Origin of the sequence: Allobranchiibius sp. CTAmp26 (assembly GCF_017565405.1) — a bacterium.
Lineage (GTDB): Bacteria > Actinomycetota > Actinomycetes > Actinomycetales > Dermatophilaceae > Allobranchiibius.
Genome location: NZ_JAGEKR010000024.1, coordinates 128,163 through 151,023, shown reverse-complemented (window position 1 = coordinate 151,023; position 22,861 = coordinate 128,163). Strand labels below are relative to the sequence as shown.

The following is a 22,861-nucleotide window of genomic DNA, read 5'->3' as shown; positions in this document are numbered from 1 at the left end:
ATGTTGGGTCTCATCATCTCCATCGTCATCATCGGCCTGATTGCCGGTGCCTTGGCGCGCCTGATCGTCCCGGGCAAGCAGCACATGTCGATCCTCGCGACCATCGTGCTCGGCATCGTCGGCTCGTTCATCGGCGGATTCCTCGGCTACCTCATCTTCCACAAGGACGCTGCGGGCGGATTCCTGCAGCCGTCCGGCATCATCGGGTCGGTCATCGGCGCGATCATCGCGCTGCTGATCTGGACTCGCATGGGTGCCCGTCGCTCGGTGCGTGCCTGACCCACGGCACGTGCCTGCCATCCGGGGGAGGCACGAAAGGCCCCTCACCGTCACTGGTGGGGGGCCTTTTGCAGCTCTACGGGTCCGGCATTCGGACCTCAGCCGGACGGTTGCTCCACCCCGTCCCACCAGCGCAGGACGCGGCTGGCATGGAGGGTGAGCCACTTGGAGGGCTCACCCACCGGCGCGTCGACCTCGATCCAGACCCGCCCCTTGTACCGGGTGCCCTGGAGCCAGGTGCCGTCCTCGCGCCGGGCGTCGCGTACGACGTCGACGGCGTCGGCGAGACGCGGATCGGGTGCGGTGCGGTCGTGCTCGGCCGCCGAGCGGAAGTAGTCGAGCGCGTTCAACGCCGTGTAGACCCAGCGGAACGGGTAGGCGAACTGTGTCGCCCAGGGGCCGACCTGCTCGCCGGAGGTGAGCGTGTACAGCAGACGACGCGAGAGCAGGTACTCCTCGCCGAGGTGCCTGCTCGGGCGCGCGCTCGCGTCGCCGGTGAGCTGCTCGTAGGCCAGCAGTCCTTTGAGCGAGTTGAGCGTGGAGTGGAACGAGGACCGTGTCGATCCCTGCACCCAGTCGCAGTTCCAGCCGCCGTCTGCCAACTGGTGCTCGGGGAACCACGCGTGCAGTTGCGCCACGTCCGCGCCGAGCCAGGCGCCGTTGGCGAGGGTGACCGCGTTGATGCAACAGTCCACCTCGCCACCCCAGTACGGCAGGTCGTCGTACTCCCACCGGCTGCCCGCCGCGAGCCGTTCGGCGGTCCCGTCCAGCGCCCGCCCATCCAGCCCCCACTCGCGCAGCGTGGTGAGGGTCGGCGTGGTCGCGGTCCAGGGCTGACCGCCCTCGTCCTCCGGCGCCGGAGTGAAGTCCCGCCCGGGGAAGAACGCGCCACCTGCCCACTGTCCGTCGTCGTCCTGGCGATCCAGCAGCTGTCTGCCGAACCCGCGGGTGGCGATCTGCGCCCGGGTAGCGGTCCAGACGTGCTCGGGCTGTCCTGCCAGGTCACGCTCGACCTGCCAGCGCAGCGCCGGATCCGAGTCGAGCAGCCACTCCTGCGGCTCTTGGACGGTGCGATCCCTGGGCACCCGGCGAGGCTAGCAACGTCGGACCGGGCCGACATGCACCTTCGCGCCGGACGGCGAAGGGCCCCTCACCGCACTGGTGAGAGGCCCTTCGTACGTTGCGGTGGGGGTCAGCCCTTGGCGGCGGCCTTCAGCTTGCTGCCGGCCGTGACCTTCGCGGCGTGCGACGCGGGGATCTGGATCTCGGCGCCGGTCTGGGGGTTGCGGCCGGTGCGCGCGGCGCGCTCGACACGCTCGACGGTCAGCAGACCGGGCAGCTGCACCTTCTCGCCGCGGCCGATGGCCTCGAGGATGACGTCGTTCAGGCCGGTGATCACCGAGGTGGCGTCCTTGACGCTGACGCCGGTGCGCTGCGCGATGGTGCTCGCAAGGTCAGTGCGGTTCATGGAAGTCCTGTTCTGTGTTCGTTCACTCAAGAGGAATCGGAGCCGACGCTGTCGGATCCGTCCGCCGGCGCGTGACCGGCGGAGCTGACGGTACTGACGGTGCGCGGCATACCCACAATTCGCCGGTATTCCGCGGCACGCGGTCGTTTATCACCGTAGACGCCTGGGGCGCGGTGTCAAAAGGCCGCACCGTCCGGCGCGTCGCGAGATTACGGGCTCAGTCCAGCTTGGACTCGCCGCTGTCGGTGTCGGCATCGACCGGATGTGCCTCTGCGGACTCGGCCGCGGCGCGTCGTGCGCCCGGCTGCGACGCCACCGGCGGCGCGTCCACGGTGTCCGCGTCGACGGCGACGGCTCCGGGTGCGTCGGCCGACGCACCCTCGGCGATCGTCCCCTGCACGACCGGACCCTGCTTCTTGCCGGTGGCCGCGTGCAGAGCGGCGGAGGCGGCGTTCTTGACGGCCTGACCCGCGCCCTGAGCGGCGGCCTGACCGGCTGCGGCGGCGACCTCCGGACCGCGTTCGCGGATCTGATCGCCCGCCTTGGTCACCTGCTCTTGCACCGCCGGGTGCTCCCATGCCTTGGACGCCTGCAGCTTGATCTGCTCGTAACGGCGTTCTCCCGCTTTGGCGCCGAAGACGTACCCGGCGCCGAACCCGGCGAGAAACGACAGCTTGCCCATGTCTGGTCTCCTAGCGTGTGGTGTCGCGCTCGACCCTACCGGCGGCTCGCCGGTGAGCTCCCCCTCGCTCGTGACAGCGCATGAAAGCGCGCTGACACCACCATGAAACCGGGCAGTCGCACGGTGTCCTCATGACCACTCAGATCACCCACCCGTCCCACCCGCCAGCAGAACGCCTCGCCGTCGAGGCGACCGGCCTGGTCAAGCAGTTCGGCGCGGCACGCGCGGTCGACGGCATCGACCTGCAGGTGCGGCCGGGCGAGATCTACGGCGTGCTCGGACCCAACGGCGCCGGCAAGACCACCATGCTCAAGATGCTCGCCACGCTGCTGCCCATCGATGCCGGTACGGCGCGCATCCTCGGGCACGACGTGCAGGGGTCGCCGCACATCATCCGGCAGCTGATCGGCGTCACCGGGCAGTACGCCTCGGTGGACGAGAACCTCACGGCCGCAGAGAATCTGCGCCTGTTCGGCCGGCTGCAGGGACTCTCGCTGCGGGACGCCCGGGCACGGGCCGCCCGGCTCCTCGAGCAGTTCGCGCTGACGGACGCGGCCGACCGGCAGATCGCGCAGTTCTCCGGCGGCATGCGCCGTCGGCTGGACCTCGCGGCAAGCCTGATCACCAGCCCGCCGGTCATCTTCCTCGATGAACCGACCACCGGTCTGGACCCGCGTACCCGCGGCCAGATGTGGGAGACGATCCGCGGTCTGGTCGCCGACGGTTGCACCGTGCTGCTCACCACCCAGTACCTCGACGAGGCCGATCAGCTGGCCGACCGCATCGCCGTGATCGACCACGGCCGGATGGTCGCGGAGGGCACCCCGGACCAGCTCAAGGCCAAGGTGGGCGGATCCAGCCTGCAGCTCGGCGTCCGCGATGCCGGCCAGGTCGAGGAGGCGGCCCGGATCGCCGGTCGCCTCATCGGCGACACCGCCGTCCGCACGCCGGACCGCGCGAGCTTCACGGTCCCGCTGGCCGACGCCGACCGGGCGGGTGAGGTGCTGATCGCGCTGCGCGAAGTCGGTATCGCCGTCGAATCGCTCTCGGTGCAGAAGCCGACCCTCGACGAGGTGTTCCTCGCCCTCACCGGCGAGGACACCCACCAGAACTCACCGGACTCATCCCGCACCACCGGCCAGGAAGTCGCCTGATGACCACTGCACAGATCGAATCCTCAACGACGACAACTCTTCCCGCGGCGTACGACGTGCAGCCACGGCCGCACGTCGGCACCCGCGCCGCAGTCGAGCAGACCTTCAGCATGGCGTGGCGCGCGTTGATGAAGATGCGCCGCAACCCCGAGCAGATGGTCGACGTGATGGTGCTGCCCATCGTCTTCACGGTGATGTTCACGTATGTGTTCGGCGGCGCGGTCTCCGGCAGCGTCGGGCACTATCTGCCGCTGATCATCCCCGGCATCCTGGCGCAGACGGTGCTCACCGCATGCGTGGCGACCGGCACGCAGTTGCGCGAGGACATGGACAAGGGTGTCTTCGACCGCTTCCGGTCGTTGCCGATCGCGCGGATCGCACCCCTCGCCGGTCCGATGGTCGCGGACCTGGTGCGGTACGCGATCGCCACGACCCTCACCGTGCTCGTCGGCCTGGTGATGGGCTACCGCCCCGGCGGCGGCGTGCTCGGGGTCCTCGGCGCGGTCCTGCTGCTCATCGTCACCGGGTGGTCGATGGCGTGGGTCTTCACCTGGGTCGGCACCGTGATGAAGTCCGCGCAGAGCGTGCAGGGCATCTCGATGATGATCATGTTCCCGCTGACGTTCCTGTCCAACGCGTTCGTGCCGGCCGGGTCGATGCCCGGGTGGCTGCGTGCGTTCGTCGACGTCAACCCGGTGTCCCACGTCGTCACCGCCGCGCGCGACCTGATGAACGACGGTGCCGTGACCGGTGAGGTCGGCTGGGCCCTGCTCGGCTGCGCCGCGGTGATCGCCCTCTTCGCGCCGCTGTCGGTGCGGTCCTACCGCCGCAAGCTCTGAGCCGCGCGCAGGTCGTCGACCGACTGCCGCAGCTGCTCGAATCGCGCGGCGGCGTCGGCGCCGATCCCAGGTCGCGCCCGGTCGATGAGGCCGGGCGCGACCTGCTGCACCTCGGCAACCGCCCGCTCCCAGTCCATCGACGGGTAGACCTGGTTGTAGCCGGACGCGTGCGCGAGCACCATCAACCGGGCGCCGGCGTCCGCGCCGTCCGGGTCGTGGGCGACGGCCCAGCGGCCCACGGCGAACGCCAGGGCGCCGGCGGACGGGTGATCCAGGTCGGCCAGCGGAGCCGAGAGCGTCTCGTACAGGGCCGCGAGCCCCTCGGCGTACGCCGTGCGGGTGGCGGCGGACGCACCAGGGGCGTCGCGCAGGACCGTGCTGTGCAGGTACGCCGCGCGGCCGAAGAGCAGCCAAGGCGCGGCCCGGTCGAACGATGCGGCGAGTGGCATCGTCACCCGCTGCATGAGGCACCACCCGTCGTAGTGCAGGCTCGCGGCCAGTACCGAATCACCTTGTGCCGCAGCGAGTTCGGCGCGCAACGGCTCGAGCGATCCCCACCCGGGCAGGGTGCTGGAGCCGCCCTCGTCCTCCAGATGCCGCAACTGGTCCTGTGCTGCGGCGAGGTCGCCCGCGTCGATGGCACCGAAGGCGATGATCATCCGCTGTTGCGCGGCGTCCTCCCCGGCGTGCAGTCGCTCGAGGACGTCGATCGCCCGCTCCGCCTCGCGCGCGGCCTCGATCCGGCGGCCGCCCTGCACCAGCAGACCGGCGCGCTCGGCGCGCAACGCGTGGGACTGCCACGGGCCGTCGGCGTCCCTGCTGTTGGCCAGGGCGAGGTCCACGGCGTGCAATGCGGCGTCCAGGTCGCCGGCGTTCTCCGCGATGTGCATCCACCACCGTGCGGCGAGCCCGGCCAGGTGCCTGTCCGGCGCACCGGACAGGGCGATGAGACGCTCCAAAGCGCCGGCCGAGTCGCGGTCGGCGACCTGCGCGAGGACTGCCGAGATCTGCACCAGGGCGGCGGTGCGGGGGTCGCCGCCGGGGCCCAGCCTGTCGAGGGCGTCGAGGAGGGCCTCGTCGGTGGTGCCTCGGAACAGTCCCTGGAACATCGCGGCCCACGCCAGGAGCACACGGGCCGCATCGGCGTCCTGGGGGTCGGTCGGGTGACGCATGATGACCCGGGCCGCGCTGTCGCTGGCGTCGACAGCGCGCAGGAAGTTGCCGCTGACCTGCCAGAGGGTGATCAGGGTCGCGCCGATCACGGCGGTCGCCGCGGCGTCGTCGGCCGCGATCGCCCGGTCCAGCTCGACACTCAGGTTGCCTTCGTCCCGACTGAGGGCATCGATTGCCTCGATCTGGTCGGGACCGAAGAAGCGGGTCGCGGCCGCGCGACCGACCTGCAGCGCCCACCCGCGTACGGCGGCCCGCACCTGCGCGCCCCGGTCGGTCCGCGCCAGCGCGTCGCGGCCGAACTCCCGCACCGTCTCCAGCATCCGGTAGCGCACCGTGACGTCCTCGACCACCGTGAGCAGCGACTGGGAGACCAGGCTCTCGACGTGCGTGAGGGCTGCGGGCCCGATCACCCATTCGGCGCCCTCGAGGTCGAACCCGTCGTGGAACGCCGACAGCGCGGTGAGCGCGTCGCGGTCCTCGGGGTCGAGCAGGTTCCAGGACCAGTCGATGACGGCCTGCAGGGTCTGGTGGCGCTCCGGCACGCCGCGGGTGCTGCCGCGCAGCAGGCTGAAGCGCTGGTCCAGGCGCTGTGCGATCGCGGCCACCGACATCGCGCGCACCCGCGCGGCGGCGAGCTCGATCGCGAGCGGCAGACCGTCGAGGCGGTCGACGAGCGGCCCGACGATGTCGTCACGCAGCTCGACACCCGGTCGGGCCGCCAGCGCCCGATCGCGGAAGAGCGTCACGGCGTCGTCGTGGCCGAGCTGGGGGAGCGAGTAGACCCGCTCGGCGCGGATACCCAGCGCGGTCCGGGAGGTGGTGAGCACGGTGAGTTCCTGCACCTGGGTGATGAGGGTGGCCACGAGGTCGGCGACCGCGTCGACGACCTGCTCGCAGTTGTCCAGGATGAGCAGCGTCGGCACCGACCCCAGGCGGTCCACCAACCGGGTGCGCAGGTCGGTGGGACGGGCCCGGGCCGGACGGTTCGTCGTACTCTCGCGGACGCCGACGGCGCTCGCGAGGGTGGGCAGCACGCCGTCGCCGGAGACGACCCCGGCGAGTTCCACGAAGTGCACCGCGGGCTGCACCGCGCCGCGACCGACGACGTGCGCCAGCCTGGTCTTGCCCAGACCGCCCGGTCCGAGAATCGTGACCACCCTTGTGGTGCGGGTGAGTTCGCGCAGAGCGGTGATATCGGCGCCGCGTCCGATCAGGTCGGTGTCGTCGTAGCGGACACCACTGCGCCGGGGATCCTCCAGGGCCAGGAACTCCGCGTGCAGCGCTCGCAGGCGCTCACCCGGAGTGGTGCCGAGCTGGTCGGCGAGCGTGCGTCGGTAGGCGTCGTACCGGGCCAGGGCCTCGGCGGTGCCGGCGGTCTCGGACACGCTGCGGAGGTAGGCCTCCAGCAGCGGCTCGGCCGGGGTCGGACTGTCGACGAGCGGCTGCAGGATGGGGATGGCGCGCGCGTGGTCGCCGAGCCTGCTTGCCGCCTCGCCCAGCACCGCGCGGCAGGAGTCGATGTCGTCGCGTGCGCTGGCGCGCAGATCCCCCAGCGCCCCGGGTTCGGCTCCGCCGACCGGGGTGGCGAGCACCTGCTCGGCGAGGTCGCGCGCCTTGGTCCAGTCCTGCGCGGCAGCGGCGCGGCGAGCGGAGCGCACCAGCTGCTGCAGCCGCCAGGCGTCGACAACGGCGGGCGCGAGGCCGCACCGGTAGCGCGCTCCGAGCCGTTCGACCACCTCGGGCGCAGTCTGCTTGCGCGTGCGGGACACGATGACCTGCAACGCTTTTCGTGGATCGCCGGGCGGATCTTCCGGCCAGAGCAACTCCTCGAGGCGGTGCGTGCCGACACCCTCGCTCCCGGCCGCGACGAGGGCGGCCAGCAAGGTCCGCACGCGGTCGCCGGCGATCTCCTGCTCACCCCAGGCCGCTTCGTCGAGCAGCCGCAGCGTGAGGGTCACCCCGTCAGCATAGGAGCGGGCGCGGGCTCGTCACTGGGCGTCGCTGGGGGTGACGGAGGCGGCGTCCGGCCGCCGGCGTGGGGGTTCTGCGTCCGTGGCCAGGGCTGCAGCACTGGCCGCAGACACAAACCGGCCACCTCACCCCTGGAAAGATGATCGGCCGCGACCCCGCGGGCGGCCACTACGATGGCGGCGGCTCGGCGTACGCCGGCCTGGAGGGCTCGCATAGTGGCCTAGTGCGGCGGTCTTGAAAACCGCTATGTCGGCAACGGCATCGTGGGTTCGAATCCCACGCCCTCCGCTCTTGTGCACGCCTCGTCGGGTCGCTTATTCCTCGACGCCGATCATCACCTCGGTGGACTTCACCAGGGCGATCGCCGTGCTCCCGACCGTCAGTCCGAGCTCCTCCACGGCCTCCCTGGTGATGCTGGCGGTGACCTGCTGGCCACCGCCGTCGAGCCGCAGTTTGACGGTCGCCATCACGGCCCCGACGGTGACCTCGGTGACCGTGCCGGCGAGCTGGTTGCGGGTGGACAGGCGCATGGTTGATCTCCTTGAGTTGACGCGGGTGATCGCGCTTCAGGATCCCATCGCAGAGGGGTGGGACAGGCACCCCGATCCGTGCTAGCGTCAGTCGTGGTTGCAGTTGGAGTTTCTCGCAGGACGATGGAGTGCCCGCAGCAGGTAGGCGGGCATTTTGCATGTGGGCCACGGTTCATGACTTGTGGGTTCGGCCGAGGCAGCCGGAGCTTTGCATCCGCGAAGCTCCACGCCGGAAATAGATAGAGAGTTACCCCGAATGGCACAGGGCACCGTCAAGTGGTTCAACGCTGAAAAGGGCTTCGGCTTCATTGCGCAGGACGGTGGGGGCCCGGACGTTTTCGTCCACTACTCCGCCATCCAGACCAATGGATACAAGAGCCTCGACGAAGCGCAGCGCGTGGAGTTCGAGATCACCCAGGGCGACAAGGGCCCGCAGGCGACCAACGTCGTCGCGGTCTGATCTTTCGACAGACTTAAGGAGCTTGCGGCTCGCCGCAGCTGCTCCTGCTAAGCACCCCGCCACCGTTCGGTGGCGGGGTGCTTTGTCGTTCCAGCCGGCCATGGCGAGGTCAGGACGGATGACACCAAGCGTGGTGGCCCGCTGGGGCCGAAAGGTGCGGGTGGTCGGAGCCGGACCGCGCGTTGTGGCCCGCTCGGGCCGAAAGGTGCGCGTGGACGAAGCGGGACCGCGCGTTGTGGCCCGCTCGGCCCGAAACGTGTGAGTGGGGGAAGCGGGACCGCGCGTTGTGGCCCACTCGGCCCGAAACGTGTGAGTGGGGGAAGCGGGACCGCGCGTTGTGGCCCACTCGGCCCGCAACGAATGCGGGCCGAGCCGGACGTCGTCAGCAGGAGCTGGCGGTGTCCGAGATGGGGTTCGCCGGCTTGGTCGTGGTCGACGACGGTGTCGACGTGCTGGGCGTGGACGAGGGCTTGGCCGCCTTCGGCTTCGCCGCAGTGTGCGGACGGTCGATCGCGGCCTTGACCAGTTGCCGGATCTTGGCGAAGTCCGGGTTGCCGCTCGCGATGGTCGGGTAGCTCAGGTTGACGCTGCGCATGTTGCCCTTCTTCATGCGGTTGACCAGCGTCGCGAACGCGTCCAGGTGATCCTGGGGGACGTCCATCGTGATGCTCTGTCGCGCGACGCTCATCACGTCGGTGAACTTGGTGATCATGGTGAACGGGTTCGCCTGGTTGATTAGGCTGTTGACCATGCAGCGCTGGCGACGGGTGCGGTCGTCGTCGCTGTTCTCGACACGGCTGCGGGAGTACCACAGTGCCTGGTAGCCGTTGAGCTTGTGGTACCCGGCGGGGACTCGGCCGGTGATGCTGCCGGGCACGATCTGGCCGTTCGCGATGCGGCCTCCGATGGCGATCCCGCCGGCCGGCACGTTGACGTAGACGCCGCCCATCGCGTCCACCAACTTCTGGAAGCCCGCGAGGTCGATGACCACGGTGTAGTCGATCGGCATACCCACGATGTCGCTGACGACCTCACGGGTCGTGTCCAGGCCGGGGTTCTTCTCGTCCTTGGGGAAGAGCGTCGGGTAGTTCGTCCCGGCCTCGGTCCACAGCGCGTCCATCAGGCAGTCGTGGCCCTGGCCGCGGTTCGGGCAGTAGAACCCGTTGGGGTAGATCTTGTGCAACGGGTTGGTCGCCGGGATCGGCACGTGCTCCAGGTTGCGCGGGATGCTCACCAACGTCGTGTCACCGGTGTGGGTGTCGATGCTCGCCACCATGATCGAGTCGGTACGCACGCCGGTACGGTCCGCGCCCGCGTCCGATCCCAGGAAGAGCATGTTGATGCGGGGGACCGACTTCCACGGGTCCGAGCCGGCGGCCGGAGTGTGCTGTACGGGGTCGCGGCCCTTGTACCGGACCGTGAAGACATGGTCGAGCGTGCCCTTGGTGACCCACACGTAGTTGGTGGCCACGGCGGCGGGAACACCGACGACCATGCAGAGCAGGGCCGTGAAAAGACGGTGCATCCACTTGGTCCGGTTCGGCCAACGACTGCCCGAGGTCTCGGCGTACGTCGCGAGGATCCCGCCCAGCCAGACCAACCCGCCGACGATGCACACGAACAACAGGAAGACCAGGCCGCGCGTGGACAGCAGCCGCGCCGCGCCGTGCATGATGCCGCCGCGAGTGAGGATCCAGAACAGCAGGACGAACAGCACGACGGACAGGCCGAGCAGCACGGCACCCAGGCGCCGCCTGCGGGTGAGGGTCAGGCCCAGACCCGGCAGGATCGCGCTCATCGTGGTGAGCAGCAGCGCGCGACGTACGTCGTGGGACCGCGACTCGCGGGCAGCGGAGCGTGATCGGAGCTGAGAACCAGCACCTGCGACGCTGGCTCCGGATGGGCGGACGCGCCGCGAGCCGGTGTCGTCGCCGGAGGCGGACGACTCCTCTACCTCATCGGTCGTCGACGGACGCGACGCGCGAGGAAGCTGCGCCCGGCGGTCGGGTGCACCGGGTTCGCCGCGTTCAGTCATGTCTGCTCTCGTAGGTTGTGTCGAAATTCAATGAAGCCCACCACATCATCCACCACCGGTACACACTTCAGGTCCAACAGCGGCAGATCAGGATCGGTTTGGCCCTCCGCTGCCGCGCCGGTAACCTTGCCGTCGCTTGCATTGGAGGCGTCGCCTAGTCAGGTCTATGGCGCCCGCCTGCTAAGCGGGTTTGGGGCTACAACCCCATCGAGGGTTCAAATCCCTCCGCCTCCGCCGAACGAGTAAGACCGAACCCCCACCGAGCCGCGGCTCGGTGGGGGTTCGTGCGTCCCACGTCCCGCGCCGGCGTGCGAGTTCGCCAGTCAGCATCTGCACCTTCGCACTCTGCCCCCTCATTACTGTGGGCTGGCTGTGTGAAATGTGAGCACACCCAGCACGTGCGGTGACGCCGACGAACATCCGGCGAACCCCGATGCGCATCATCACTCGCCGCCGGCCGTCAGCGCCCGATGGTAAGCATTGACAGTTGCTTTGGTCTCTTCCTGGGATGTGCCAGGCACCCCCACTACATTCTTCGCTGCGGTTCAGCGTGGATCTGTTGACAGGCTGGTGTGACCCAGATTACTTTAAAGATCACCCGAAAGCAGCACAAGATCACACAATTCTCACACGAACGTGGCTGCGTAGCCCGATCGGCGTGAGGGCGGGCCTCGAACCGGACGTTGATGCAAGGAGCCAGGCATGCGCGCAGTTGTTTTCGCCAGCGAGGGCACGTTGGTGCTCGAAGACCGCCCCGAGCCCACGCCGGGCTTCAAGGAGGTGCTCATCGAGACCGCCGCCGTGGGCATCTGCGGTACCGATGCCCATGTGTTCGACGGTGAGTTCGAGGGCACCGTGTTCCCCCTCGTCCCGGGCCACGAGGCGACGGGGACGGTCGTCGCACTGGGCGAGGGATGTGACACCAGCAGCAACAAGCTCGCCGTCGGCGACCATGTCGCGATCAACCCCAGCACCGTCTGTGGCGAGTGCGAGTTCTGCCTCAACGGCAAGAACAACCTGTGTCGTTCCTGGAACGGGCTGGGCGTCGTGGCCTCGGACGGCGCCTCCCAGGAGCGTTTCGTCGCACCGCTCGCGAACGTCTTCAAGCTCAAGCCCGACACCGACCTGCACCTCGCGGCACTGATCGAGCCGCTGGCCTGCTCGATCCGCGGGTGGGACCAGTTGCCGCGGCGGATGGGTGACCACGTGCTCGTGTACGGCGCCGGCACCATGGGCCTGCTGATGGCGCAGCTCGCGCCGTACGCCGGGGCCGCGTCGGTCACCGTCATCGACGTCAACGAGGGGCGCCTGCAGGTCGCCGCGGATGTGGGTGTCCAGCACCGCTACACCAACGCCGACGACGCGGACCGCGAGCTGTGGGACGTCGTGATCGACTGCACCGGCAACGTTAAGGCGATCGAGGACGGCCTCAAGCGGCTGAAGCCCGGCGCGTCGTTCCAGCACTTCGGCGTGGCCGCGACCGACGCCGTCGCCCAGTACGCGCCGTTCCGGGTCTACCGCGACGAACTGTCGATCGGCGGATCGATGGCGGTGCTGAACTCGTTCGGCCGCGCGGTGGAGATGTTCGAGGCCGGCGCCATCAAGGCGGCGCCGATGGTCAGCCACTCCTTCAGCCTCGACGACTACGCCGACGCGCTGACGATGTTCCGCGCCGGCACCGGTCGCAAGCTGCAGATCCGTCCGAACGACGCCGAGTCCAAGGTGCTCCTCTGATGAGTACCGCCAGCGACACGGCGCCCGCGGGCGGCAGCGGTCGCCGGCTCGGTCGCGGGACCGACTCCGCGGCGATCAAGCGGTTCGCGCCGCTGGCCGTCCTCGTCGTCGTCGTGGTGCTGATGTTCACCGTCGGCACCTCCTACGTCGGCGGCGGCAGCAATGCCGCGGTGGCAGCCAACGGCGGGACGCCGGTCTTCGACCCGACGACGTTCGCGACGAAGAACTTCCCGGTCGTGCAGAGCTACATCAGCAGTAAGGCCGTCCCCGCGACCACGCTGGCGGCCGGTCTGAAGACCGACCCGACCGGTGCGAAGTTCGGGAAGACCCCCGACGGGGCAGCCGGCCCGGAGATCCCCGTCAAGTTCACCGGGGTGGTCGGCAAGAACCAGGGCAACGGCACCTACGCGGTCACCATCTCGGGCCTGCCCAAGACGCACGCGGTCAACCTCGTCGTCGGCCCGGCGATCACCTCCACCGACCTGCGCGACGTCAGCGGCGCCTACACCCAGAACACCCCGGGCATCGCCAACCAGACCGACTTCCTCAACGCCTCGCTCGCGCTCAACAACCAGTTGAAGTCGCAGGTCCTCGCCAAACTCGGCACGAGCTCCCTCACCGGTAAGACGGTGGAGGTCGAGGGCGCCTTCCTGCTGATCAACCCGAACCTGTGGACCGTGACCCCGTCGAAGGTGGCCGTGAAGTGAGCCTGGAAACGGCCGAGGCACTCGCGCCCGCTGCCCGCGACGACGTCGTCGTACGCGCTCGCGACGTGGTCAAGACCTACGGCGGCACCCGCGCGCTCAAGGGCGTCAACTTCGACATCCACCGCGGCACCGTGACGACGTTGTTCGGCGAGAACGGTGCGGGCAAGTCCACGCTGATGAAGATCCTGTCGGGTGTCGAGCAACCCACGTCGGGGTCGATCGAGTTGTACGGCGAGCAGGTCACCTTCGCCTCGACCGTCGACGCCCGCGATCGCGGGATCTCGATCATCCACCAGGAGCTGAGCCTCGCGCCCAATCTCAGCGTCCGCGACAACATCTTCATGGGCCGGGAGATCCACAACGCGACCGGCATCGACTTCGCCGAGGAGACCCGTCAGACCCGTGCCCTCATGGCGGAGCTGGAGGAGCAGATCGACCCCGCCACGCTCGTCGCGGAGCTGCGCCTCGGGCAGCAGCAGATCGTGGAGATCGCCCGCGCCCTCTCGGTCAACGCCCGGATCCTGATCATGGACGAGCCCACCTCGGCGCTCAGCGCGACCGAGGTCGAGGTGCTGTTCAAGGTGATCCACGACCTGACCAGTCGCGGTGTGTCGATCGTCTACATCTCCCACCACCTGGAGGAGGCGCTGCAGATCACCGACTACGCCGTCGTCCTCCGCGACGGTGCGATGACCGCCAGTGCCGAGGTCGAGGACATCGACCTGGAGTGGATCGTGCGCAACATGGTCGGAGAGAACTTCGACCTGGGCAGTCCGCCGAGCGACTACACGTTCGGCGACGTCGCCCTCTCCATCCAGGACGTCAGCGTCGCCGATCCGGACAACGCCGACCGCTTCCTGGTCGATCATCTGAGCCTGGACGTGCGGGCGGGGGAGATCGTCTGCATCTACGGGCTGATGGGCGCCGGGCGCACCGAGCTGCTCGAGGCCGTGGCCGGTCGTGTGCCCCTCTCCGGCGGCCGCGTGCTGCTGAAGGACAAAGATGTCGCGAAGCTGACGATCGCGGGGCGGATAGCCGCCGGAATGGGCCTCGTTCCCGAGGATCGCCAGCGGGACGGCCTCGTGCAGACGATGACGGTCGGACGCAACATGTCGCTGGCCAGCCTCGGGTCGTTCGTCAAGACACTGCTGATGTCGCCCGCCATGGAACGCAAGCTCGTCGACGGCGCGATCCGCGACGTGCACGTCAAGACCTCCGGCGGCGGCGCGATGATCGGCTCGCTGTCGGGGGGCAACCAGCAGAAGGTCGTCATCGGCAAGATGCTGTCGACCGACCCCCAGGTGATCCTGCTCGACGAACCGAGCCGCGGGATCGACGTCGGCGCGAAGGCCGAGGTCTTCGGGCTGCTCGCCGCCCGCGCCCGCGAAGGTCTCGGCGTCCTCTACTCGACATCCGAGGTGGGTGAGTGCCTCAGCATCGCCCACCGCGTCGTGGTGATGCGGCGCGGCCGCATCTCCGCCGAGTTCGGCTCGAACGTGGCCAAGGAACAGATCATGGCCGCCTCCGGTGAATCCCTCGTCTCATGACCCTGGCAGAAACGGACATAACGTCATGACCGCATCGACCGCGAATCGCGCACCCGAGGACTCGGGGCCGAAGCCGCGCACCTCCCGGATTCCCACGAACCTCAGCATCGGGAAGGTCCTGCTGGAGGGGCGCGCGTTCCTCGCGCTGATCGTCATCATCGTGGTGTTCTCGAGCCTCTCGGGCAACTACTTCACGGTCGACAACATCATCTCGATGGCCTCCCACGTCGCGATCTACGCCCTCCTCGCGATGGGCATGCTGCTGGTCATCCTCAACGGCGGCATCGATCTGTCGGTCGGGTCCACTCTGGCGATCTCGGGGATGGTCGCGGGCTTCCTCATGAAGGGGGTGAACCTGCCCCTCAGCGATCACACGGCGTTCCCCGCGGTGTGGGTGGTGGTCGTCATCTGCTGTGCGGTGGGCGGATTCGTGGGCCTGGTCAACGGCATCCTGGTCGGCCGGCTGAAGGTCGCGCCGTTCGTCGCGACGCTGGGCACCCTGTACGTCGTCCGCGGCCTCGCGGAGCTGATGACCAACGGCCAGCCCTACAACAACCTGGCCGGCGACCCCAAGCTGGGCAACACCGGCTTCAACTGGCTCGGTTTCAACAAGCTGCTGGGCATCCCGGTCGGCGTGATCGTCATGGTCGTCGTCGCGATCATCATCGCCGTCACGCTGAACCGCGCGGTCTTCGGCCGGTGGCTCTACGCGTCCGGCGGCAACGAGCGCGCCGCCGAACTGTCCGGAGTGCCCGTCCGCAAGGTGAAGGTCCGCGTCTACGTGGCCTCCGGGGTCTGCGCCGCGATCGCCGGTCTGATCCTGTCCTCGGAACTGACCGCCGCCAGCCCGGTCAACGGCCAGTCGTATGAGCTGACCGCGATAGCCGCGGTCGTCATCGGCGGCGCCGCGCTGACCGGTGGCCGGGGCAACGTCCGCGGCACCCTGCTCGGTGCGTTCGTGATCGGGTTCCTGTCCGACGGCCTGACCATCGTCGGGGTCTCGTCGTACTGGCAGACCGTCTTCACCGGTGCCGTGATCATCCTGGCGGTCCTGCTGAACGCCGTGCAGTACAAGGGCACCCGGCGCAGGAAGACCGGTTCGAGCGCCCCGGGGGCTGACGGTGCGACGGCGGACGCCGCAGGCCCCAGGGCCACCAAGAACTCCGACGTGCCGCAATCGGCTCCGGACATCGGCAAGACCGCCAGCTGATCCTCCCGGTCGGCACCCACCCTCGAAAGGAACGAACGTATGTCTCGAAAGACAGGTCTCGCGCTCGCTACGAGCGCGGCACTCGCCCTCACCATCGCCGCTTGCGGCTCCAGCAGCGGCTCGGGCGGCTCCGGCAGCTCCAGCAAGGCCAGCGGGGGGTCGGGGAGCTCGACGCAGAAGGCCAGCGGCAAGAAGGGCGGGCTCATCTCGATCATCGTCAACGATCCGTCCAACCCGTACTGGAAGACCGAGGGCGATGTGGCCGACGCCGAGGCGATCAAGCTCGGCTACAAGGCGAACGTCTCGGCGTCCAAGGGTGACCTCAACAAGGAGAGCACCCTGATCGACACCGCGATCACGAACAAGTCTGCGGCGATCATCCTCGACCCGGCGAACGCCACCGGATCCGTCGGTGCGGTCCGCAAGGCGACCAGCGCCGGCATCCCGGTCTTCCTGGTCAATGCCGAGATCAACACCCTGGGGATCGCCAAGGCCCAGCTGATCTCCAACAACGCGCAGGGTGCCTCGATCGGCGCTCAGCAGTGGGTCAAGGACATCGGACAGAAGGGCAATTACGTCGAGCTCTTCGGTGCGCCGACCGACAACAACGCCGCCATCCGCTCCAACGGGTACGCGACCGTGCTCGGTCAGTACCCCGGGCTGAAGAAGGTCGGGAAGGAGGTCGCCAACTGGGACCGCACCCAGGGCCACGACAAGATGCAGTCGCTGCTGCAGGCGCACCCCAACATCATCGGCGTCCTGTCCGGGAACGACGAGATGGCGCTCGGAGCGGTCGCCGCGCTGAAGGAGGCCGGCAAGCTCTCCACGATCAAGGTCGGGGGCTTCGACGGGTCGCCGGACGCGGTCAAGGCGGTTCTCAACGGGACACTGCAGTACACGGTGCTGCAGCCGGTGGCCACGTTCGCCGCCAAGGCGGTCGACGAGGCGAACACCTTCATCACCACGGGCAAGACCGGCGTCTCGACCGAGAAGCAGTCCTTCGACTGCATTCTGATCACCAAGGCGAACGCGTCGAAGGTCACCAAGCCCTTCACCATCACCAACTGATCGTCGGGCCGGGGGCGTGCGGCACGCGTCGCGCCCCCGGCCCGATCCCAAGGACGGAAGGCCCATCCGGTGAGTTATCTCCTCAACGACCCCACCTCGTTCGCCGATGAGATGGTCGACGGCTTCGTGCTCGCCAACCATGAGCTGGTGCGCCGCGTCGAGGGTGGCGTGGCCCGGGCGACGGCGACGCCTAACGGCGAGGTCGCGGTCGTCATCGGCGGCGGGTCCGGTCACTACCCGGCGTTCGCGGGTCTGGTCGGCCAGGGTCTGGCGCACGCGGCGGCGCTCGGCAACGTGTTCGCCTCACCGTCGGCGCAGCAGGCGTACTCCGTCGCGAAGTCCGTCGCCACCCCGGCGGGGGTGCTGTTCACCTACGGCAACTACGCGGGTGACGTCCTCAACTTCGACCAGGCGCAGGAGCGGTTGATCGCCGAGGGCATCCCGTGTCGCACCGTCGTCGTCACCGACGACATCTCGAGCGCGTCGGACGCCGAGCGGGGCAAGCGGCGCGGGGTCGCGGGCGACCTCGTGGTCTTCCGCGCCGCGGCGTGGGCCGCCGAGCAGGGTCGCTCACTGGACGAGGTCCACGACCTCGCGCAGGAGACCAACGAGCGCACCCGCACCCTCGGCGTCGCCTTCTCCGGCTGCACCCTGCCCGGGGCGGATGCGCCGCTCTTCTCCGTCCCGGAGGGCCGGATGGCCGTCGGCATGGGCATCCATGGCGAGCCGGGGATCGAGGAGGCAGCGCTGCCCACGGCGGACGAGTTGGGCCGGCTGCTCGTGAGCCGGGTGCTGGAGGCCGCAGGCGAGCACGACGAGAGCCGTGTCGCGGTCATCCTCAACGGCCTGGGCTCGGTCAAGACCGAGGAGCTGTTCGTCACCTACCGGACCGTCGCTGCCCGGCTCGAGACGGCCGGCTTGACGATCGTCGCCCCCGAGGTGGGCGAGATGGTGACCAGCTTCGAGATGGCGGGCGTCTCCCTCACGGTCACCTGGCTCGACGCCGACATCGAGGCGGCATGGACCTCACCCGCGGCAGCCCCGGCGTACCGGCGCGGCAGCGTGCGCGCCGACGGGGATGCCGCTCGCCTGCCGGACGAGGCGGCGGCGAGCGAACGCGGGTATCCGGCGGCCAGCGAGGAGTCCCGCCGCGTCGCGCGCCGGGCCGCGGCCGCGCTGCATGCCGTGCGGGCCACCATCGATGAACACGTCGACGAGCTCGGCAGGCTCGATGCCGTCGCCGGCGACGGCGATCACGGCATCGGCATGCAACGTGGTGCGCGCGCCGCCGTGGACGCGATGGACGCCACCCTCGGATTCGGCGCCGGTGCGCAGTCGGCCCTGGAGGCGGCCGGCGACGCGTGGGCCGACAAGGCCGGCGGCACCTCCGGCGCGTTGTGGGGCGTCGCGCTGCGCACTCTCGCCGCACGCCTCGGCAACGACGCGCGACCGGATGCCGACGCGATCGCCTCCGGTGTGCAGGACGCCGCCGACGCGCTGGGCCGGTTCGGCAAGGCCGAACGAGGTGACAAGACGATGCTCGACTCCCTCTACCCGTTCGCCGAGGCGTTGCGCAGCAACGCCGACGCCGGCCGGTCGCTGGCCGAGAGCTGGTCGGCGGCGGCGGACGTCTGCACCGACGCGGCTGCCGCGACCGCCGATCTGCTGCCGAAGATCGGCCGGGCCCGCCCGCACGCCGAGAAGAGCGTGGGCACTCCCGACCCGGGCGCGTTCTCCCTCGCCCTCGCTGTGACAGCGATCGCTGGCACGCTCACCTCCACGAAAGCCGAGACACCATGAGTTCCAAACTGCGGATCGTCGTCGGCTCCGACGACGCGGGGTTCCAGTACAAGGAGGCCCTCAAAGCCGACTTCGAGGCCAGCGCGGACGTCGAGTCGGTGCAGGACGTGGGCGTCGACGCCGAGAGCCACACGCCGTACCCGACCGTCGCGATCGCCGCCGCCGAACTGATCCGCTCGGGGCAGGCGGACCGCGCCCTGCTGGTGTGCGGCACCGGTCTCGGGGTCGCCATCTCGGCGAACAAGGTGCCCGGTGTCCGCGCCGTCACCGCGCACGACAGCCTGTCGGTCGAGCGCTCGGTGCTCAGCAACAACGCGCAGGTGCTGACCTTCGGCCAGCGCGTGGTGGGACTCGAACTCGCCCGGCGGCTCGCGCGCGAGTGGCTGACCTACGAATTCGACGACGCCTCCTCCTCGGCCGAGAAGGTCGCGGTGCTCGATCGCTACGAGAGCAAGACGGCCCAGCCCCAGGAACCGGCATGAGCCGGTCCGCTGCTCGTGCGCTGCCGATCGCACGCCTCCCGTGACGGGTGGCGCACGTCCGCCGCTCATCGGTATCAGCCTGAAGATGTACTTCGAGCCCTCCAGGGCCGTCGAATGGGCGCAGGACGTGATGCAGCTCGCGGCCGAACATGACAGCACGAGCTCCGGCACGGTGGACCTGTTCGTCCTGCCCTCGATGCCGGTCGTGCCGGCCGTGATCGACATCGCGACCGGCACCCGCGTGCAGGTCGGTGCCCAGGACCTGTTCTGGGAGGACCGAGGCGCGTTCACCGGGGGCATCAGCGGCGCGGACCTGCGCGACATCGGGTGCACGATGGTCGAGATCGGCCACGTCGAACGGCGCCGCGTCTTCGGTGAGGACGACGCGACGGTCGCCCGCAAGTTCGCGGCCGCCGTACGCAACGGGCTGACGCCGGTGCTGTGCCTGGGGGAACGTGCTCCTGGTGAGACCGCCGCCGCGGTGGCGGACTGCGTCGAGCAGCTGACCAGCGCGCTCGCGGACCTGCCGGATGGTCAGCGGGCGGACATCGTCCTGGCCTACGAGCCGGAGTGGGCGATCGGCCGGGCGGAACCAGCCGATGCCCAGCACATCGGCGCGGTGGCCCTCGCCCTGCGTGAGTACGTGCGCGGGCATCCGGTCGTCGGGGGGTCGCGCGTCATCTACGGCGGTAGTGCGGCGCCGGGGTTGTGGACCCTCATCCACGCCACGGTCGACGGCTTGTTCCTCGGCCGCTTCGCCCACGACGTGACCGCGCTGAGGGCCATCCTCGACGAGGTCACCGCGATAGAGTCCAGTGTTCTGTCCTGACCGAACAGGTGAGCAGGTTTGCCACGGATGTCTATCGAACCCGTCGCCGCCGACAGCCGGCAGAGCCGGCAGATGGCGCGCCAGAGGGCGATCACCGAAGCGGTGATGGCGCAGGGCGCGGTGCGGATCGAGGAGCTCGCGGAGCGCTTCGACATCAGTGTGATGACCGTGCATCGGGACCTGGACGAGCTGGAGAGCCGCGGCATCCTGCGCAAGAGTCGTGGCGTGGCGACCGCGACCGCGACCTCCCTGGTGGAGTCCAGCGACATCTACCGCACGGGACGCGAGAAGCGCGAGAAGGAAGCGATCGCCCTCGCGGCGATGGACTTCGTCGAGCCGGGGCAGGCGATCCTGCTGGACGACTCGACGACGGTGGCGCACATGGCACCGCACCTGCAGAGCAAGGTCCCTCTCACCGTCATCACGAACGTGCTCACGCTGATCAACGAGCTGCGTGGCGCGCGGGGGATCACCCTGCTGTCACTCGGCGGTGAGTACTACAACTGGTGCAGCGCCTTCATGGGACGGATGACCACCCAGGCCATCTCCAACCTGCGCGCCGACACCTTCTTGATGTCGACCGCCGCGATCACCGACGACATCGTCTTCCACCAGGCGCTGGAGACCGTCGACATCAAGCGCGCGATGTTCGACTCGGCCAGCCGACGCATTCTGCTGGTCGATCACACCAAGTTCGAGAAGCGTGCGCTGCACGCCCTCGCCCCGCTGTCGGCGTTCGACACGGTGATCGTGGACGCGGGAACGCCGGACCATCACATCGCCCGGATGCGGGACCAGGGGATCCATGTGGTCGTCGCGCCCCTACGGGGAGTGGCCGGGGTGCCGCGCGCTCGCTCGGCGCGTGGCGACTTCGACCACTGACCGCGTTTCGGGAGGTCGCAGGCCCTCAGAGGGCGGTCGGCGCGGACTCGGCGGCGACGACGTCGGGCGCGGACGGGGCGAACCAGCGTCGCAGCAGCACGAACCGGATGATCGTGGCGATCACGTTGCCGGCGGCGACCGTCGCCGTGGACACCAGGCTGTTCGCGTGCGGGTCGGCCCGCCGGAGGATCTCCAGCGCACCGGACGTCATGGCCACGGTGATGGCGAGCAGCACCAGGGACTGCAGTTGCACCCGGGCCGCCCCTCCGGTGCCCCCGGCGTTGAAGGTGAACCGGCGGTTCAGCGACGTGTTGATCACGGTGCAGATGAGCAGTGCGGTGATGTTCGCCCACTGATTGCCCATGGCATGCCGGAAGAGGGCGAAGAGCACCAGGTTCAGCACCGTGCTGCCGACACCGATGATGGCGAACTTCACGACCTGGGCACCGAGCTTGCGGCGTGCGGACATCAGGGAGCCACCGACGGCATCGGGGCCGGCGTCTCCTGGCTCGAGCGCCGCATCCGCATTGTGAAGCAGGTGCTCCCCGGCGCGGACTGCACCGTGAGCTCCCCGCCGTGCGCGGTCACGACCGCGTGCACGATCGAGAGCCCGAGCCCGGTCGAACCCTCCGTGCGGGTACGCGCGGAGTCACCCCGGGTGAACCGCTCGAAGATGTGCGGCAGCAGGTCGGGCTCGATCCCCGGACCGTCGTCGGACACCGACACCACCACGTCACCGCCGTCGGCGGCCACCCGCGTGGTCACCTCGGTGCCCGCAGGAGTGTGCCGGCGGGCGTTGGCGAGCAGGTTGATCAGCACCTGACGGATCCGGGCCTCGTCGCCGACGACCTCCATCGGCTCGTCCGGCAGGTCGAGTTTCCACCGATGATCGGGACCGGCCGCGTGCGCGTCCGACATGGTCTCCATGGCCAGCAGCGTGACATCCACCGGTTCGCGCTCCAGCGGCCGCCCCGAGTCCAGCCGTGCCAGCAGCAGCAGATCCTCCACCAGCGCGGTCATCCGGTCCGACTCGGACTCGATACGGCTCATGGCGTGCTGGACGCCCGTCGGCACCGGTTCGCGCTCGCGCCGGGACAACTCGGCGTACCCACGGATCGAGGCGAGCGGCGTACGCAGCTCATGGCTCGCGTCCGCCACGAACTGCCGCACCCGCGTCTCGCTCTCCTGGCGGGCGGTCAACGCGCCGTCGACGTTGTCGAGCATTTGGTTGAGCGCGAGCCCGACCTGGCCCACCTCGGTGCGCTCGTCGGTGTCCGCGGGATCGACCCGCTCGTGCATGACGACCTCACCGGCGGACAGAGGAAGGTTCGAGACCCTGGTCGCGGTCTCGGCGACCCGGCGAAGAGGCTCGAGGTTGCGGCGCACCAGATAGGCGGTAGCCAGCCCGACCAGGATCAGCCCGGCGCCCGACAGCAGCGCCACCGCGAGCGCCGCCGTCCGCACGGTCGCCTCGGTGTCGCGCAGCGGCAGCCCAATGACGGTCGTGATGGTCTGTTCCGAGGTGATTCCCGTTGCCTGGTTCTGCAGGTGCGCTGAGTGTTGGACTGCGACGACGCGATAGTCGCCTGCCCGAGCGAGGTCGATGGTCGAAGGTTCACGACCGATGCCGGCCGCGCGCACCGCGTTGATCTGGGCGGGGGTCAGCTGAGTCGGAGCCGCGCCGAGGCGGCTGATCAGGGCGCTTGGTCGCGTGCCGCCGTTTTGCCTGTCCGGGACGTAGACGACGGTTCCGGCCAACAGATCGACGTGCAACGAGTCGCCGCCCCCGCCCTGATAACTCAGCGGATCCCCTCGATCAGCCCCAGGGCCAGTCAGCTGTTGTGCGGAGTTGGCCAGTTGCTGGTCGATCTTGCCGGCCAGGGTGTTGTGCAGCTGCCAGACGGTGAGGGCGCCGATCGCCGTGATGATGATGATGAAGAGCAGCAGCACCGAGGAGACCAGCTTGGTGCGCAGTGTCCAGTGGGACGGGCGCAGCGCGGTAGTCATGAAG

21 protein-coding genes and 2 tRNA genes are annotated in these 22,861 nt (G+C 69.3%); 15 read left to right on the top strand and 8 right to left on the bottom strand.

Annotated elements, in window-relative coordinates; translation table 11 throughout:
* The gene (locus J4030_RS16920) at positions 1–279 is read left to right on the top strand and encodes a GlsB/YeaQ/YmgE family stress response membrane protein (RefSeq protein WP_208050404.1); all 279 of its coding nucleotides are present in this window, start codon (positions 1–3) and stop codon (positions 277–279) included.
* 98 nt (positions 280–377) lie between these two features.
* Here the strand turns inward: J4030_RS16920 and J4030_RS16915 are convergent, their stop codons facing one another.
* The 3 genes from J4030_RS16915 to J4030_RS16905 form a co-directional block, all read right to left on the bottom strand.
* A complete protein-coding gene (locus J4030_RS16915) occupies positions 378–1,364 on the bottom strand; it encodes a squalene cyclase (RefSeq protein ID WP_208050403.1) in 987 nt (328 codons plus the stop codon).
* Between the two features lie 107 nt (positions 1,365–1,471).
* A complete protein-coding gene (locus J4030_RS16910; RefSeq protein WP_179478420.1) occupies positions 1,472–1,747 on the bottom strand; it encodes an HU family DNA-binding protein in 276 nt (91 codons plus the stop codon).
* Positions 1,748–1,964: 217 nt separating this feature from the next.
* Positions 1,965–2,429, bottom strand: coding sequence for a hypothetical protein (locus tag J4030_RS16905; protein ID WP_208050402.1), 465 nt, complete (start codon positions 2,427–2,429; stop codon positions 1,965–1,967).
* A gap of 131 nt (positions 2,430–2,560) precedes the next feature.
* Here J4030_RS16905 and J4030_RS16900 point away from each other — a divergent pair, with 131 nt between their 5' ends.
* Together J4030_RS16900 and J4030_RS16895 are read left to right on the top strand one after the other, a co-directional pair.
* Positions 2,561–3,583 carry an ATP-binding cassette domain-containing protein gene (locus tag J4030_RS16900; RefSeq protein ID WP_208050401.1) on the top strand — a complete coding sequence of 341 codons (1,023 nt, stop codon included), beginning with the start codon at positions 2,561–2,563 and terminating at the stop codon, positions 3,581–3,583.
* Positions 3,583–4,422, top strand: a complete 840-nt coding sequence (locus J4030_RS16895) for an ABC transporter permease (RefSeq protein ID WP_208050400.1) — start codon at positions 3,583–3,585, stop codon at positions 4,420–4,422. The genes J4030_RS16900 and J4030_RS16895 overlap by 1 nt, the downstream gene beginning before the upstream one ends.
* Here J4030_RS16895 and J4030_RS16890 read toward each other — a convergent pair.
* Positions 4,404–7,553, bottom strand: coding sequence for a BTAD domain-containing putative transcriptional regulator (locus J4030_RS16890; RefSeq protein ID WP_208050399.1), 3,150 nt, complete (start codon positions 7,551–7,553; stop codon positions 4,404–4,406). The two genes, J4030_RS16895 and J4030_RS16890, sit on opposite strands and share 19 nt — an antisense overlap.
* A gap of 214 nt (positions 7,554–7,767) precedes the next feature.
* Here J4030_RS16890 and J4030_RS16885 point away from each other — a divergent pair.
* Positions 7,768–7,854 (top strand) — tRNA-Ser (locus tag J4030_RS16885).
* A 26-nt stretch (positions 7,855–7,880) separates the two neighbouring features.
* Here J4030_RS16885 and J4030_RS16880 read toward each other — a convergent pair.
* On the bottom strand, positions 7,881–8,096 hold the full coding sequence (locus J4030_RS16880) for a molybdopterin-binding protein (protein ID WP_208050398.1): 216 nt from the start codon (positions 8,094–8,096) through the stop codon (positions 7,881–7,883).
* Between the two features lie 256 nt (positions 8,097–8,352).
* Between J4030_RS16880 and J4030_RS16875 the strand changes: the two genes are divergently transcribed.
* The gene (locus J4030_RS16875) at positions 8,353–8,556 is read left to right on the top strand and encodes a cold-shock protein (RefSeq protein WP_179478439.1); all 204 of its coding nucleotides are present in this window, start codon (positions 8,353–8,355) and stop codon (positions 8,554–8,556) included.
* Positions 8,557–8,938: 382 nt separating this feature from the next.
* On the opposite strand, the gene J4030_RS16870 is transcribed toward J4030_RS16875, so the two are convergent.
* Positions 8,939–10,591 (bottom strand): LCP family protein, encoded by a 1,653-nt coding sequence (locus J4030_RS16870; protein ID WP_208050397.1) that lies wholly within the window; start codon positions 10,589–10,591, stop codon positions 8,939–8,941.
* Between the two features lie 143 nt (positions 10,592–10,734).
* Between J4030_RS16870 and J4030_RS16865 the strand changes: the two genes are divergently transcribed.
* The 10 genes from J4030_RS16865 to J4030_RS16820 all read left to right on the top strand — a co-directional run bounded on the left by J4030_RS16865 (position 10,735) and on the right by J4030_RS16820 (position 20,850).
* A tRNA-Ser gene (locus J4030_RS16865) sits at positions 10,735–10,825 on the top strand.
* A 468-nt stretch (positions 10,826–11,293) separates the two neighbouring features.
* The gene (locus J4030_RS16860) at positions 11,294–12,325 is read left to right on the top strand and encodes an alcohol dehydrogenase catalytic domain-containing protein (protein WP_208050396.1); all 1,032 of its coding nucleotides are present in this window, start codon (positions 11,294–11,296) and stop codon (positions 12,323–12,325) included.
* On the top strand, positions 12,325–13,032 hold the full coding sequence (locus tag J4030_RS16855; RefSeq protein ID WP_208050395.1) for a DUF2291 family protein: 708 nt from the start codon (positions 12,325–12,327) through the stop codon (positions 13,030–13,032). The genes J4030_RS16860 and J4030_RS16855 overlap by 1 nt, the downstream gene beginning before the upstream one ends.
* Positions 13,029–14,579: a sugar ABC transporter ATP-binding protein gene (locus J4030_RS16850; RefSeq protein WP_208050394.1), complete on the top strand. Its 1,551-nt coding sequence runs from the start codon at positions 13,029–13,031 to the stop codon at positions 14,577–14,579. The genes J4030_RS16855 and J4030_RS16850 overlap by 4 nt, the downstream gene beginning before the upstream one ends.
* Before the next feature lie 25 nt (positions 14,580–14,604).
* A complete protein-coding gene (locus J4030_RS16845) occupies positions 14,605–15,789 on the top strand; it encodes an ABC transporter permease (protein WP_208050393.1) in 1,185 nt (394 codons plus the stop codon).
* A gap of 39 nt (positions 15,790–15,828) precedes the next feature.
* On the top strand, positions 15,829–16,857 hold the full coding sequence (locus J4030_RS16840) for a D-ribose ABC transporter substrate-binding protein (protein ID WP_208050392.1): 1,029 nt from the start codon (positions 15,829–15,831) through the stop codon (positions 16,855–16,857).
* A gap of 69 nt (positions 16,858–16,926) precedes the next feature.
* Positions 16,927–18,657: a dihydroxyacetone kinase family protein gene (locus J4030_RS16835; protein WP_208050391.1), complete on the top strand. Its 1,731-nt coding sequence runs from the start codon at positions 16,927–16,929 to the stop codon at positions 18,655–18,657.
* Complete coding sequence (locus J4030_RS16830; protein ID WP_208050390.1) at positions 18,654–19,139, top strand: ribose-5-phosphate isomerase; 486 nt, start codon at positions 18,654–18,656, stop codon at positions 19,137–19,139. The genes J4030_RS16835 and J4030_RS16830 overlap by 4 nt, the downstream gene beginning before the upstream one ends.
* A gap of 40 nt (positions 19,140–19,179) precedes the next feature.
* Positions 19,180–19,968 (top strand): triose-phosphate isomerase family protein, encoded by a 789-nt coding sequence (locus J4030_RS16825; protein WP_307864754.1) that lies wholly within the window; start codon positions 19,180–19,182, stop codon positions 19,966–19,968.
* A gap of 27 nt (positions 19,969–19,995) precedes the next feature.
* Positions 19,996–20,850 (top strand): DeoR/GlpR family DNA-binding transcription regulator, encoded by an 855-nt coding sequence (locus J4030_RS16820; protein ID WP_243763500.1) that lies wholly within the window; start codon positions 19,996–19,998, stop codon positions 20,848–20,850.
* Between the two features lie 25 nt (positions 20,851–20,875).
* On the opposite strand, the gene J4030_RS16815 is transcribed toward J4030_RS16820, so the two are convergent.
* Positions 20,876–21,319, bottom strand: a complete 444-nt coding sequence (locus tag J4030_RS16815) for a GtrA family protein (RefSeq protein WP_208050388.1) — start codon at positions 21,317–21,319, stop codon at positions 20,876–20,878.
* The gene (locus J4030_RS16810; RefSeq protein WP_208050387.1) at positions 21,319–22,857 is read right to left on the bottom strand and encodes a cell wall metabolism sensor histidine kinase WalK; all 1,539 of its coding nucleotides are present in this window, start codon (positions 22,855–22,857) and stop codon (positions 21,319–21,321) included. The genes J4030_RS16815 and J4030_RS16810 overlap by 1 nt, the downstream gene beginning before the upstream one ends.
* Between the last annotated feature and the right edge of the window lie 4 nt (positions 22,858–22,861).